The sequence below is a fragment of the Wolbachia endosymbiont (group B) of Chorthippus parallelus genome (assembly GCF_947251815.1).
Classification (GTDB): Bacteria; Pseudomonadota; Alphaproteobacteria; order Rickettsiales; family Anaplasmataceae; genus Wolbachia.
Genome location: NZ_OX366390.1, coordinates 1,485,419 through 1,501,495, shown reverse-complemented (window position 1 = coordinate 1,501,495; position 16,077 = coordinate 1,485,419). Strand labels below are relative to the sequence as shown.

Here is a 16,077-nt window from a genome sequence, read left to right as displayed (position 1 = left end):
AGTTATGTATGTTTAATGTTCAAAATCAACAGATTAGTGACAGTGGAAGAAATGTAAGCTCTGTTTTGAATATTGAGCAAGCTATTCAGTATTTAAATTCTTTGGGGAGTTGGGTAGGAAATGAGCCTTGGCTAGCAAACGTGTCAGAAGAATTAAATAAACGGTATAGAGAGCTAAGGAAGGACATAAGAGAAAATACTAATTCTTGGTCTTATTCACAGTATTATGAGCGTTTAGCTTACCACTATTATAACCTTGCGTGCTACTATAATGATGAGCTGTTTAATAAATATAAGGTTAACTTAGAAAGCGTAAAACAATGTTTAGAAAAATGTTTAGAGAAGCTTGCTGAAGTTTCTGGAGAAGGCTATTCAGACAGGACAAAAGAATTAAAGAATGATGCTGAAAAGTTTTTGACAAAAGTAAAGAAAATACATGAGCAGCAAGAAGATCTGCTGACAAAATATAGCACTTTTAATAAATTCAAAAAGTACACAAAATTATGTATTGTTTTAGGTAGTATAAATCAGGTTCCTTTGCAACAATGCTCTGCTGAGAATAGACAGCGGATTCAAAATATTCAGCTGTTAAAAGTCATTAATATGCTAGAAGATGCAATTACTGTACCTGAGTACAAAAATACTTTCATTACTGCAGAGCAGTCTGACTATTTAGGTCAAGTGTATCAATTGGCTGGCCAACCTGCACTGAGTATACGATATAAGAGAACTAGTGACAATCTCAAAAAAACTGTAAATGCAACGAAGGAACATAGTGATAAGAAACAGGAGATAAAAGATATTATTAGCAAAGAAGTTAAAGAGTATAGAAGTAATTTAGTACAAGTTAAAGATTATATAGAAGAAAGGCTTCATAGATCGCTTAGCACTATTGACAATGCTTATATTGAGAGAAAATATATAAAATATTACGCAAGGCTTTGGCTACAAGAAACAACAAATTTACTAAAAGAACTGACTGAAAGTAAAAGCCGTACTGTTATTCAAGAAATTTTTAATTCACTAGATGACATACAGGGTTTTAGCCAGATTCCTAATCCTTTAAACCAACTTGAGTATTACACCCTTTTAATGGAGCACTATAAATTGGTTAGGAAAGAAGATGAAAAAGTTTTCATAAGTCGGTTTAAAAAAGAGTGCTTGGAACAAATAGTTGCCTATATTGATTCTGCTGAAAAAGAATTAGTTTTTCTAGAAACTTTTGTTGACTTTTTAAGTTCCTCTAAAAATCTTCAATCAATTATTGTTGAACTAGAATTAGAAGACTTTTGTCGTGGTGATTTATCGTTTGATAAGTTGATCAATAATATTATGAAGCTTGAAGTAGATACTTATGGTGAAAATCTTATAGTTTTGAAAAAAGTGACAGAAGGCTTAAAGGAGAAAGAAGATCTTTTTTTAATAGACAAGTTTAAGGAGGTTATAGGTGCTTATATAAAACCAGTAGAAGTACAAGAAAGAAGAATAGATGGTCGATTAGTTGTTGAAGTAACAGGTAAGAACATTGTTGTCAGTGAAATTTTACGGCAATTAGAAAATACACTTTTAGAAAATCCAAACATAGATGAAGTACGTTTTGTTGGTGCTGATATTATACATATTGATACAAATCTTAAGAGTGGAGTTTGGCAAGGAAGGAATGTAGTTATTTTAACAAAAGCAATAAAAGTTCATGATCAAGTAATCTGGGATATATCTGGAAAAGACAACGATCATACCTATTCCGATAATGCAGGTACTAGAAAAGATGGTCATGGTAAACAAGGAGCAGATGGTTATCCTGGGGAAAGTGGTGGCAATGTCTTGATTCTAGTAGAGAAAATAGAAAATCCGAAAAATTTTACCATTATTTCAAATGGTGGTAAGGGTAGTAAAGGACAAGATGGTGGAGATGGGGAGAAAGGTAAAGATGGAGAAGGTATCACAAAGCAAGAATTTGATAAAAAATTTCCCCCGGTTGCCAAATTTGGTGATCTGAAAAGAGCAAAAGAGGTACTAAAAACTGTTAATAATATTAAAGAAGATTTGCAGGTTATAATAACTGAATGGTATGAAAATAAAAACGATGCTACTTTTGACAAAGAAGTGATAGGGGAAATTATAAAAGATACTGAGCAGTCTAGTAATAATAATGAGGTTTTTAGAGGAAATATTTTCATAAATGCAATGACGAATCAAGAAAACGAGATTATCTTTTCTTTTGAACGTGGAGGTATGACTACAAATTGCCAAGCTTTTCTGCTTTACAAAGGATCATTAGGTCAACCTGGAGGACATGGTGGAGAATACGGATTAGGTGGTCAAGGTGGATATGCTGGAGAAATAACAGTAAAAAACCCAGAAAGCAGCCAGGAATTCAATATTATAAAAGAAGTTAAGCAAGGGAAAGAAGGAGAAAAAGGACAGGGAGGCTTATATGGTGATCATGGAGAAAATGGTTGGGATATGGGTTATATGGACTATTCAATTTCGGAGTTTTTTACAGAAGGATGGCCTAAATTTTCTGGTGTAAAAGAAAAAAGTAAAGTTGAGTTAAGATACTATAGTGATAATTCACCAAAACGTATACGATGTTCCTATAAAGAACGTAAAGGTGAAGGGGATATATATGCTGAACTGAAACCTTCTAAGATTGAGCACAAAAAGCAAAAAAGGTATGAAGAAAAGAAGAGTACCAGACAGAATAACGACCGACAGCATCATGCACAAGCTGTAAGGAAAAAGAACATTTCGCAAAGTAGCATTTTAGCTAACTATTCTCATCATTTGAGCTCTATAGAAAGAAGTACGTTACGGAATTTACAATCCGATTTAGAGAGTACTAAACAACGTGCTTTGCAAGCAATTGTTGAAAATCAAGAGCAGCAGGAAAAGCAAACTACAGAATTAGGAATTAAGCGTCATTCTCCTTACCAGAATAAAAGTAAGCATTATAATGATATCTTTATTACAACATCTAGTACCACTTACAGAGAGACTATTGATGTTGAAAGTTTTATTGATAAGCTAAAAAAAGAACAATCGCTGCTAGACAATTGGTTTCAGTTAAAAAAGGCAGAACTGAATTTATCTCAGCTTAGTCAGTTATTTTTAGTTTTTGAAACCTTAAAAGGTAGCCCTCCTGAAACGGGTAGCTTACAAAATAATACAGAGCTACAAGACATAGAGAAGTTTTTAATTGATAAGTATAGATTTGCTACATTGCAAGAAATTGCAAAGCAATTACCACCTTACCAGGAGGTTACAGATAATGTAGAATTAACACCTGAAAATGCAGCAAGATATCTCATTGAAGCGCAAGAAAATGACAATAATATCTCTCATCCTATTTTAGGAACTCTAAATCAATATCTTTATGAAAATGGTAAAGCACAACGTGAGAAGATCTCTAAGTTTTGTAAAGAGGAGTTACAGAATAGAGATAATAAAACTTTAAAATACTCAATTAGAGCGTTTGTTTTAGAAGTAGGAAAATTAGAAGAGGAACATACAGATGTTAAAAAATATTATAACGAATATAAAGAATTTCTAGAAAAACAGAAACGCAGTTTAGATATATTTTTTGAGGCGTTTAAGAGTGAACTATCTCAGTCAAGGCATGTAGAAGTATTTGGTTTGTGGGTCGAAAGTATTAAGGATAAATCTCTAAGAAGTAAGCTAGAGGAAAAAATACAAAAAGATAAATTTCTGAATGCTCTTTATAATCGCTTTAATAGTCAACTTAAGCAAGAATATGACTGGAATGAGTGTTGTAAAGATCAAGCTGTCCTTAGAGAACATGATAATTATATTCAAGAAAAAGGCCTATTGTCAGAAAGCTATAGGGAATTATTAGCCTACATTTTCGATATTAATATTAGATTATACGCTGAAAATCAAGATAATAAATTGTTTCTGCAAGGTGATCACAACCCTTCATCTAAGCAAGTTATTCACATATTATGTAGAGACAATAAATTTATACAATTAAATATTGATAAAAATTACTTAAAGCTAGAAGAAGAACGCAAAAAGAAAGATAGTCTTTATACACAGATTTTTGCAGAAATTAGGCCATTTAAACAAAAACAGGAGTTCGATGATTACTTAAAGAATAAAGCTTTTCTATCTAATAACAGTCCTTCAGAAAATGAGCAATCTTTTAATGAAGAGGAAGATATAGAAAAAATTATAGAATACTTTCCTGAAGGGGAAAAACAACAGTTAAAAGAGCGGTTGGAAAAAATCACATCTCGGTATATTGGACAGCAAAGAATTTTGCATAATATGTTAAAGCGCTTTTCTAATGAAGGAAGGCATGTGTCCTCTCAAGAATTATGTTGTTTAGTGAACTCAATTCTAACCTTTATTATCGAAGATAGAAAAGAGATGAATATCTTTTGTTGGATAGTTGCAGCATATCCTCAAAAGAGCTGGATAGATGAATTAGTGTTACTACAGTTCGAAGATTATTTCAAAAAACCATTAGCAGAGAAATCCAAGTGGCGAGAATACTTATCGAAGATAGAAAATAAGGACATTTTACTGTTATTTAAAGTAAAGTTAGATCAACATAAATCAAGCAATCCTATTTCTGCTCAATGTATTGAAGATACTCTGCATTTATTAAGTAATATTCCAAATGAAACAGTTAGTTTAGAAGGACTAGAGTTATCTGAATGGCCTTATGCTTTAAAAGAAAAATACTGGACATGCAAGCTATTAGAATTAGTAAATTGGCAAAAGGGTGACTTACCAACAGCTTCTTACTATCTTTTATCTATAGAGAATATTTTTGGCACTCGTTTAGCGGAGAAATTTATAGATGCTCTAGAGAAGAAAAAACAAGAATTGTCATCTGATAAGCTTACTAATATTTTATCTAATTTTCATAATGAAAAATGGAACTTAAGTGAAAAAGAGTTAAATACCCTTAACAGTTGTAGCATTGATAAGTGGGAACAGAAAATGCAGCAGGAGTTTATTGCTAATAAAGAAGAACGAAAGATAACGCAGTTAGTTGAACTAATTAAAGGTAAAGGTAATACTTCAGAAAAAATTAAAGACAATTTATCAAAAATTGCAGACTCCATTAAGAGTATTTGTGATGAGAAATATGTAATCGGTGGAAAATCTGTAGGTAGTTTTACAGAAGATGATATTAAAAATTGGGTAAAAGAATTTCGCAATATTGGTAAAGGAAAGCAAGATGTTAAAGAGGAAATGCTTGCTGTAATATGTAGAGCAATAGAGTTAAAAAAAGAATTAGAACTAAAAAGAGTATTTAAGCTTCGTGATACTCAAAAATTAACTGTATTAGCATTATTGACAAATGATCGCAGCACCCTAGCACAAGTGTCTACTGGAGAGGGAAAATCATTAATTGTAGTAGCAGCATCAATTATGAAAGCACTTTATGGAGAGAAAGTAGATGTTATAACTAGTTCTTCTGTATTGGCAAAACGTGATGCTGAGGATAATAGAGATATCTATAGTTTATTTGGTATTAATGTATCACATAACTGTAGTGAAGATATTGAAAAAAGAAAGGAAGCATATTCAGGTAATCAAGTGGTATATGGTGATTTATCTAATTTCCAGCGCGATTATTTATTAGATAAATTTTATGGGAAAAATATTTTAGGAGATCGTAATTTTAAAAATGTAATTGTTGATGAAGTAGATAGTATGTTGCTCGATAAAGGTAACAATATGTTGTACTTATCTCATGATCTGGCAGGACTAGATAAGCTGGAATCTGTTTACATTTACATTTGGCAGTGGATTAATAGACCAGCTAGAGATAATAAAGAACTTTGCTATGCTTTTGATGCTAAAGCAATTAAAGAAGCAGTGATAAGTGACTTATATGGATTGGTGAAAAAAGAAGATATTGGAAAGCTTGGGTCTGAATTAAGCGAGCAGCAAAAAAATATTATGTGGGAACGTTTAATCGAAACTGAGATATTAGATGATCAGGGCAAATTGTTAAAAGGAAACATTAATGACAATGAACTTAATAAAGTACTTTCACCTGAATTTAATTGTTACAAAGATCGTTTTCTTTACCTTTTAAAAGAGTGCATTGAAAGAGAAAAATTTATACATGTTCCCAATAATCTCAGACCGTTTATTGAACAGCACTTAGAATCTTGGATTAATAATGCTATAACCGCGTTCTTCATGAAAGCAGGAGAGGATTATGTAGTGGATGTAGATAAAACCGGAAGTAGTCCAGATCGCAATCCTAATATTACAATTCTTGATAGAGATACAGGAACAGATCAAGCTAATTCTCAATGGGATGAAGCATTACACCAATTTTTACAACTCAAACATGGATGTAAATTATCTTTACAAAGCTTAAAAGCTGTTTTTATCTCTAATGTTTCTTTCTTTAAATTGTACAGAAACTTATATGGATTAACAGGCACCTTAGGGTCACAGAGAGAAAGAGATTTATTGCAGGAGATACATGAGGTAGACTTTGTAACTATCCCTACAGCCAAGTCTAAGCAATTTCGTGAGGAAAAACCTATTCTTTGTACTGGCAAAGATGAATGGATAAAGCGCATATGTAATGAAACAAAAAGGCTAACTGAGGAAAAAAAACGATCTGTTTTAATCATCTGTGAAACAGTAAATGATGTAGAGACTTTACACAAAGCTTTTGGAGGAAAGGATGCAAAACATGTTCATACATATAAACGAGATTACGAAGGTTTTGATAAAGGGTTTGAAATTGTTCAAGGTAACAAAGAGTTGGGGCAAGGACAGATTATTATTGCAACAAACCTTGCTGGTCGTGGAACTGACATAAAAATTACAGAAGAATTGAGGAAAGCAAAAGGGTTGCATGTTTGTTTAACTTACCTACCTAGCAATATTCGAGTTGAACAGCAAGCATTTGGGCGAGCAGCAAGAAGTGGAGACCAGGGTTCTGGTCAATTAATCATTATGAATTCAAAAGGACAAGAATACAGTAACTCAAAAATACTTGATTTAAAAAAAGAGCGCGATGTGGAAGAATTACATCGTATATCTGACATTAAAGCTTACTATGATACTCAGATTACTATGGAAGAAAGCTGTTTTAAAGCATTCAAAGAGCAGTACAAACAATTGAAGAAAGACCTTGATGATAAAAAAGTACCTACTGAAGTTAAAGAAATTTTATTGCAGAGTTGCTTGGACAAATGGGCTTTCTGGTTAGATGAACACAGTAAATATGTAAGAAATTTGACAGGTGAACAGGATAAAAGAAATCTTCACAACCTACTGGATAAATTTATTTCACAATTAAAGAATTTAGACACTGGGTATAGCGAAAAGTGCTTACCTTCGTATGAAAGACCTCCAACTCTAATTATTGAATATGATAGCACAAACTGGTTAGCCTGGGTTAAAGAAAATCCAATTCAAATGATTAAACTTGGAAAGTATCTCTCTCAAAATGAGGAACATAAAAATGCTCATAAAAATGCCATTGAGCTGTTTGATGAAGTGATTGAAAAGGAGCTATATTTTTCTGAAGCAGCACGCTATTACAAGGCATTTGCATTAGTAAAGAAGGTTGATTGGGAACAAAAGCCTTTAAAAGAAGAAGATGAGAAAGTTTTGAAAGAACTTAAGCAAGAATTGCGAGAAGCTGCAAGGCTTTTAGATGAACATAGTAAATTTGCTATCAATGCAGCAAGCGTTATTGGTAAGATTAAGAAGAATAATAACGAAAGCATCATTCAAATCAACGCTTATGAAGAACAGCAGAAGAGTATAGCCAATCTTTATTATATGTTTTCACGATCTATAGATGATATTTTTGGCCACACCATTACTCCACTATCTTTTGTTAATTATGATATTAAGGAAGAGCTGGCTGAAGGTCTATATAAAGATCTTCTTGAAAAGGGCATGCTAAAAAAGCCGAGAGTAAAAAAGAGCATTTCTGAAGAAGAGCTAAAAGTGATCAGTGCTGGGTACGGAGTATCAGTTGAAACATTAAAAAATTTTCTTTCCAAATATGAAGGGAAGGAAATTAATGAGAAAGAATTTCAAAAAAAATTAAAAAAAGAAATACAGTTGCCTAGCCGAGAAGCATTTTGGAAGTCATTGGTTGAACAAAAAATCTTAAATGAAGAAGTTAAGTGTGTTGTAGTTAATAATGAAAAATTGAAAGAAATAGATCCTTCATTGCTGGACCATCTGACTGGAAAAATAAACCAAAAAGAGTTAGAAAAGCAAACTCTAGAGCTCAATAATGAACAGATTCTTTTAAATGTAGAATGGGTTACACAACAGAAAAATAAAGGTAATATTTTTAAAAAAGATGATTTTATAAAGATTGTAGGCAAAGACAAATATAAAATATTGAAAGAGAGAGGAGTACTTTCATTTAACAGAAAAGCGCATATAGACCAAAGTAAAATTGAATCTATGACTTTTCCTTGTTACGATTCCATTACTCTGGAAGACTTTACTAAAGTAAATATCACTAAAAGTGAAGCTGAAAAAATTTTAGCAGAACTAGCTAAACAAAAGGTCATTGAAAAAAAGGATGGCTCAGAAAATAGTGCTTATGGACTAAAGATCAAATTTGATGAAATCAAACAAGTTCAGCTTTCTTTCTGTCCAGTTTATGAGAATGTCCTAAAAGGACTATTATCTACATGTTTTACCTATAGAATAGCCCTTCAAAAAATTGCAGTGCAGCTAGAAGAAAAAAACTTTCCTGTTCGTCTGCAATTAATAACAAAACCACATCAAAGTTTAGTCTTGGAATTATTAGAACAGAAAATTATCAGACCTACTATGGTAGCAACTAAAGATGAAGACTTAGAGGAAAAGTTGAAGAGTATATATAGTCAAAAAATGACTAAAGATAATTTTAAATGTATACTTTCTAAAAGTACACTCATTCAAGAAGAGTGTATAGAAAAGCTTTTTGGCTTCTTGGTTGAGAAAGGATGGATTACCCAGTACGATCCAATGCAGTCTATACAAGATGAGGGTATTAGCAAGGAAAACATTAAAAATGCTGGCAAATCTTTAGTACAAGATCTTTATTATATTAATAGCCCTGACAAAAGACAAAAACCTTTAAACTTTTTTCCCGAAGGAAGCCATGAAAACGTACTGACCAAGTTGCAAAGTATTGATAAAAGTGTGGAAAAAGTTTTAGATAATCAATTACAATTAGCGAAAGAAGATACAATTAAAAATATTGTCGGCACTTTAAAAAGATCAAGAAGTGTATTAAAAGCTTTAAAAGTTCCTGATAGTAAGCTAAAACCTCTCACTGAGCTTTATGGTCAAGGTGAATTTGCAAATATAGAAGAAGTGCATGTCTTTTCTCTAAATGGATTAGATCAACTTTTACAATTAGAAGAGAAGAAGTGGACACAAGAAATGCTTATCAACACTGTAGCAGTAACTGTTATGGGAGTAAGCCAAATAGCTATAGGTACTGTAATAGAGTTGTACTCATTGGGGGTGATGACTCATGTTGGTGCTGCGTTTGTTAATGAGGGTGTAAATGATCTCTTCTTTGCTGCTGGTGCTTTAAAGTCAGGTTATTTTAGTTGGGAAGATTATGGACAGCATAAGCTTGAAAGTTTAATAATGACAGCTGTTACTGTTGGTATAGGAGCTTATCTTTCAAGAGGTGCTAAGGTATCACGTTTTGGCCATAAACTAGCTGGGCCTAATTTTGAATTTGGTAAGAAAGTAGCAGAAATGTCCGGAACTCAGCTGATTGAAACTGCAGGTAGTAAGGTAATAAAAGGAGAAGTTATAAAGAGCTTAGCATCAGGTTGGAAAGTAATAGGAAAAGAAGTTGCAAAGCGTATTACATCAAAAACTATAGAAGGGTTAGCACTTGGCTTAGCTAATGCAGGAGTTGATACACTCGTTGAAAATTACCTTCAAGCACTATGTGAAGGCATAGCTTCTAAAATTTTATCAAATATTGAACAAGAGGTTGAAAAGCATAACGTTTCTACAAGCCTAAAAAAAGCCTATGAGGTATTAGGAAGAGAAGAAGCAAAAAAAGTTATAGATGGTTTAACCAATAGTGTTTTCACTGAGCAAAATTGTGTGGAAAAATTCTTGCCTGTAGCTAACAAGATAGTTAGTAGTGTGACTCAGGGAATTGCAGAAGCTGTTAAAAAGAGAAGTACAACAAGTAATAAGTTGGAGTTACCCATTCATACTATCAGTAAGGTAGTGGTGTGGTCAGAACGTGTCGCTCACATTAGCAAAATACCTGGTATTACTGGCAGTTTTTTGGATAATTTAGATCGAAAAATAAAAGATAGGTTGAGTAAAGATGAAAATACTAAACGAGACTTGCCAACTCAAAGGCAAGAAGCAGAGGTAGGCTATAAAGTATTTAAAAAAGAAACGACTGATCAGTGGAAATCATTGCTTCGCGAAAAGGCTGGGCAAATTATAGCACAGTATATTGTGGGACCCATTCTTAAGGAAGGCGCTAATCATCTGGTTAGATATGTTGGAAGAAAGGTAGGAGAAGCATATCAATCCTATAAAGAAAGTGAGTATCTTGAGCACTTTGAAGAATTGAAACAGGAGTACAAGGAAAAGCTACAGAGTGAACAACAATGTGACAATACTTCTAAAGCAGAAGACCACATTACAGAAAAATATCATGAAGATTTGCGAAAGCTGATGATTAAAACTAGAAATCCTGACTTACTTGCAGATATAGTCCGAGAAAATATTCCAATGGATATGACATGTGTTAGCGCGTGTACTCAAGTAGTATATAAGATACTAAAAGAGCAGAGAGTTGTAATTTCAGGACTAACCATTATTGTCGAAGGAGATGGTGGTATAAGACAAGGATTTTCCTCTATGTCTGAAGGATCAGAAAGGATAATTATTCCACTTGAGCTCAAAGATAATCATTTTGAGTTTTGTGGAAGCATCACATCAGAAAACAATAGAAGTAGTGAATCAAAAAATAATTGCTTATATGAGGCTTTATCAGAAGCTATACCTGAATTAAAAAATATAATATCACCAGAAGGATTCAGAGATAAGGTAGCTGATTGTATTAAACATGATAAAGGAATACGGTATCACATTCAGCAAGGCTGGCACCGGCTTCCTATATCTCTTGGTGCGTTTGGTGGTAAGCGTTACATTTCTGTACCTACTAGCACACTAAATGAACAAGCAGAAAATCAATCGCCATATCAACATTCTGATTCCAGAGGGGAATGGAAATTTGATAAAAATAAAGACGTAGACTTACGGGAAGATAGGGTGCTAACAAATAAGGAATCTCATCTACAACGTGCTAAAGCTTACAATGAAGCTCTTGATAAAATTAACCAAGCACTTTCTAATATTGGTAAAAAACGTATATCTGTTGATCCCACAAATTTTAAGGCAACAAGATATGATACAATACTATGTACTGGAAAATTCGGTAAAATAGACATAGCACTATATCCAGTAGAGATGGAAGCTACAGTTGAAATATGGGTTCGAGATATTAAAGAAAACGTGAAATATACATTAAGAATTGACGTTGATAACCCTATAATTGAATCAGATTTACAGGGACCTCATGGTCCTCATGTTGGATATGATGTTATCTGCCATAATAAACAAGCTACTCCAGGAGTTACTGGGCATATACTGATAAATAAAAACGAAAGACTTCCTGATCGAGGCCGCAGTCGATATAGTATCGATGATGGTAGTATAGCTAGAATACCTACAACAAGGGTATTCTTTCCACCCAACCGTCCTAACACTTTTCTAGAAAGGGCTGAAGTAACAAACCAAGCTCAAATTAACAAAGATGAAACTAGAGGCCGTTCATATCCATCTCCACATTTTTAAGATAAAAATCTAAAGGATACTTTCCTTTTGGAATTTTTTGATCTCATCAATAGGTAATCCAGTTAACCTAGCAACGGTGTCAATATCCATGTTATCAGCAAGCATTACTTTCGCAACTTCAATTTTCTCTGCTTTTCTGCCTTCTTCCCTACCCCTTTCCGTGCCAATTTTTATGCCTTCAGCTCTGCCTTTTTCATGGCCGATTTGGATGCCTTCTTGTCTACCTTCTTGTCTACCTTCTTGTTTAGCATCATCAAGACGTTGTTCCAAAATAGCCTTCTCTTTCTGTACACTCAATATTCTTTCCTCATATGCGATCAAATCTTTTTCATTCCAGCGAAACCTGTCTAATTCATCATATGCTAGCTTTATTATTGGTGATTTTTCTGCTATTTTTCTTAAATCTTCATCAGTTGTATCTTCTGCGTATTTAAAAAAGAAACACCACCTTTCTGTAGTATTCTCTAATTGCTCTACCTTATTTTTTGAAAACTTAGGCAACTCAATAAAGACAAATTGCAGATCTTTCAAGTAATGCCCATTGGTTTTGATATCCCGTATATTATGAGTAGAAATATAGTCAACTTCTTCAGGCAGAAGGTTACAATTGGAAATAGCAATAAAGAAGACTTTCTGAAGATCAATGTAATTACCAGATTTATCTAATTGCCGAGAGTAAGCCTTAGCAGCATAAAGTTGAGCACGTTTTTCAAAGCCTTTATCACGAGCGAGCTGCATTTCGATGATAAATCTATTACCAATAGAGTCCTTGCAAAGAACATCAACAATACTTTGTTTGTCAGAGGCAATTTCAGGATCCATGATAGTACTGAGGAATTCAATTTCTATTATTTGATCAGAAGTAGAAAAGTCCAAGATATCGTTGAGGAAGTGAATGAGGATATTTTTATTCTTTTCAGAGCCAAAGATTTTCTTAAAACTAAGATCGTTTTTTGGATCAAGAAATTTAGAAAAAGCCATGACGAATTAACCTAAAAAGCATTGATAATTATACACAATTGTGAAGAAATATTCAACTAAAATGCAAACATTTTGTATATCTTTATTTGGTAGTATTAACTTGTATAATATTTATGGTAAATATCTTGATAAGGTACAAAATAGCACAAAAAGTAAGGAGCTGGAGGTTAAAGCAGGGTTATACTCAAAAAGATTTAGCAAAAAAAATCGATACAACATATCAGGTAATACTGCAATATGAAAAAGGAACACGCAGAATTTCAATTAAGAAGTTATATGAATTAGCAGAAGCATTATCAACAACTGCTAGAGATCTAGCTTGCGTACAAGAAGTATCAAATGAGGGAAGGTATGAGGAAGAAGAGATATTAAATCTAGTAAGAAGACATAAAGAGATTAAGGACCAAGAATTACGTGAAACGTTTTATTTATTAACTAAATTCATCCGTATTAGTGAGGAAGAAAGTGGAAAGGCAGTAAAAGTAGAGGTGGCAAAGGGTTTAGTTAAGGAAGGAGTTTCTGCTCATGTTATCTCTCAAACGACCAGTTTATCTATTGATGAATATGATAATGATGAGAAAAAAATTTCTATTCCGTATAAAGTAGGTCAAAGAATAAAAGAATGGAGGTTGAGAAGAGGATACACTCAAGAAGATTTAGCAAGTAAAGTAGGCATAATAAATCAAAGAATATATGAATATGAACAAGGACGAGCTGCTGTTTCACTTGAAATGTTAGATGAAATAGCAAAGGTACTATTAATTAATATTACAGGTCTGCTTCCAGAAACAAGAGAAAATGAGAATAGTGAAGTGGAACTATCAAGGTTAATAGAAGAATACAAAAAGATTAAAAGCCAAGAATTACGTCATGTACTAATAAAATCTCTGTTTGAAAGCATACAAGTTTGCAAAGAGAAAGTGAAGAGAGTAGAAAAGATGAAAATTGCAAAGGATTTAGTGAAAGGAGGAATTTCTACCGATATTATTTTGCAAATAACAGGCCTCTCTTTAGGCGAAATTCAACAGATTTAAAATAAAAAATCAGTATATATTAATATCTTTACTCTTAGATGAAAAAATAAGTAAAAAAGATTGAGAAATTGATTTGACTTCACTCGCAAGCTATGGCTTTATGCCAATGCTGATAAAAAACAGCAGTAAATATCTAAAAAAAGTTTGTTGTTAGTGAAAGGTAAATTATATGAATAAAAGTAAAGAAGAAATCGAATTCAGAATATTAGAAAGCAAAGGCAAAGCACTACTTGATCGTGAAATAATGGAAACATTTTTAAGTGCAGTGCATGAAAGGCCACAGGCTCAAGAAATTGCTAAAAATCTAGTGAATAGCTATACGGGAGTAGGAAGGATTTTAGGTAGAGAAATGGATGACCTGAAAGTTATAGAAGGAGTAACTGATTCTGCAGTAGCAATGATTATGTGTGTTAAGGAAACACTAGAAAGGGTGCTCAGAGAAAAGCTCAAAAGTGAGCCAATAATGGACTTACAAGGGCTAGTAGAATACTTAAACGTAAGTATAGGACACTCAGAAAGGGAATGTGTAAAAATACTATACTTGAATAAAAGACGCCAACTAATTGGAGAGGAATCCTATATTGGTGAAATGGAAAAAGCGCCAGTATACATAAAGGAGATTACAAGAAAAGCATTAATAAAAAATGCAACATTAGTAATAATGTCACATAACCATCCAGGTGGGAGCTTAGAGCCGTCAGAAGAGGATCAAGTAGTAACAAAGAGCCTAGCAGCAGCGTGTAGTACTGTAAGTGTTAGATTGTTTGATCACATTATTATCACAAGTGCGGGCTATTTTAGCTTTAGAGAAAACGGATTGTTATAGCAGAAAGTATTTGCAAATCTACTCACTATAATTTATAATGAGTAGTAGAGTGTATAACAACTATACACTTAAAAAGTATTTTTAATAGTGAGGATAATATGGGTAATAAAATAATTGTACCTTTTGATGATAAGAAAGGAGGTACTTACGAGTTAAACATTGATCTTGATAGATTATCAAAAGGTGAGGTGTTAAATGCTATTGTAGGAATTGGTCGTACTAAGGAGCAATCCACCTTTGTAAGCAAAATTAATAAGGCTAAAAAGCCTGAAGAAATAGCCCCTTTCCCTGGTAGAGAAGTTCGCGAAAACAAAATCAACTATGGGAAAGGACTTGACTACATATATGGCACAAAACCTTTAAATGATCAAGCAGAAGATTTAAATCCATTTACTTCAGCTTTGCAAAAAATAAAGCCAAGTATAAGTGAAAGCAAAAAGTTGAGTTGGTTTAAAAGTGCTGTGGTAGAAGCAAAAAACGTAAATGAATTGCACAAAACTATAGACAAAGTAATAACTTCTGGAGCAAGGCTAAATGCATGTAATGATGGGGAATGGAGTTTCTCAGAGTATGTAGTATTAGGTACACATTTTCATAAATTTGATAAGGTTGATCGTAAAAAGGTAATACGTAAATTAATGTTAAGCGGTGCAGAGTTTCATGATACTCTACTACAGAATAAACTGATAGATGAAATCTATAATGAGCTACAACCAGAAGTTCAGCCACAGATAGATAGGCAGCTAGAAGAACTAGAGAAGGCTAGCGAAAGTGCTGTGCAAGAAGGAGAATTAATAGATATCGAGATAGACAATGCAACATTATATATAGAATTTTCTGAGGACAGTAAAGTAGAGGTTGCCAAAATACTGAGAGAGTTAGGAAGTAATATTTTAAAAATTGGTAATGATGCAGTTGAGGTTAAAAGTGAGAAAGGAGGTGTAAGAAACTATACCGATATGTCAAATGGCAGCTCTGTCATGTTAGAGTTTCCTACGAGCATTGGTAAGCTAAATGTTATATTGTACCACGATGTAAAAAAATATGATCAAGTACAAGTCAGAGTAGAAAACAAGGAAATGTGGGCTGAGTTACAAAAAAGAGGCGAAGAAATTGGAAAAAATTGCCTCTTTGGGGGAGTGAAGCTTAAGGAAGTGGTAGAAAGAGGTAATTTCACTAGATGTGGCATATGGAATGAAAAGTATGCTATAAAAGAGATTAGCAATGATGAAGTATTGTCTTCATGGGTAAATAGGGTATGTGGAGGTAGTAAAGAAACCTTTAGGGAACTTTAATGCGTCTACAGCAAACTTTAAGGTTCCAGAGGTTTTTTCTACCGTTATATCTGAGCTATAGTAGAAAATATTAT

Annotated in this window: 5 protein-coding genes; 4 read left to right on the top strand and 1 reads right to left on the bottom strand. The window is 33.1% G+C overall.

From position 1 onward, the window contains the following. Positions 1–8 precede the first annotated feature (8 nt). Positions 9–11,867, top strand: coding sequence for a DEAD/DEAH box helicase (locus tag OPS21_RS06710; RefSeq protein WP_265027625.1), 11,859 nt, complete (start codon positions 9–11; stop codon positions 11,865–11,867). A gap of 9 nt (positions 11,868–11,876) precedes the next feature. Here OPS21_RS06710 and OPS21_RS06705 read toward each other — a convergent pair whose 3' ends face one another. Next, positions 11,877–12,848, bottom strand: coding sequence for an Rpn family recombination-promoting nuclease/putative transposase (locus tag OPS21_RS06705; protein WP_264336628.1), 972 nt, complete (start codon positions 12,846–12,848; stop codon positions 11,877–11,879). A 113-nt stretch (positions 12,849–12,961) separates the two neighbouring features. On the opposite strand from OPS21_RS06705, the gene wmk reads away from it, so the two are divergent. The 3 genes from wmk (at position 12,962) to OPS21_RS06690 (ending at position 16,003) form a co-directional block, all read left to right on the top strand. Beyond that, entirely contained in the window at positions 12,962–13,882 is a 921-nt protein-coding gene (gene wmk / locus OPS21_RS06700) for a WO male-killing family protein Wmk (protein WP_265027624.1), read from the top strand. Positions 13,883–14,051: 169 nt separating this feature from the next. Beyond that, entirely contained in the window at positions 14,052–14,708 is a 657-nt protein-coding gene (locus OPS21_RS06695) for a JAB domain-containing protein (protein ID WP_265027623.1), read from the top strand. Between the two features lie 98 nt (positions 14,709–14,806). Then, entirely contained in the window at positions 14,807–16,003 is a 1,197-nt protein-coding gene (locus OPS21_RS06690; RefSeq protein WP_264336584.1) for a hypothetical protein, read from the top strand. Positions 16,004–16,077: the final 74 nt, after the last annotated feature.

What these genes read in the sequence shown, in the direction of transcription:
- OPS21_RS06710 (WP_265027625.1), top strand. Translation starts at nt 9, where the DNA reads ATGTTTAATGTTCAAAATCAACAGATTAGTGACAGTGGAAGAAATGTA.
- OPS21_RS06705 (WP_264336628.1), bottom strand. Translation starts at nt 12,848, where the DNA reads ATGGCTTTTTCTAAATTTCTTGATCCAAAAAACGATCTTAGTTTTAAG.
- wmk (WP_265027624.1), top strand. Translation starts at nt 12,962, where the DNA reads ATGGTAAATATCTTGATAAGGTACAAAATAGCACAAAAAGTAAGGAGC.
- OPS21_RS06695 (WP_265027623.1), top strand. Translation starts at nt 14,052, where the DNA reads ATGAATAAAAGTAAAGAAGAAATCGAATTCAGAATATTAGAAAGCAAA.
- OPS21_RS06690 (WP_264336584.1), top strand. Translation starts at nt 14,807, where the DNA reads ATGGGTAATAAAATAATTGTACCTTTTGATGATAAGAAAGGAGGTACT.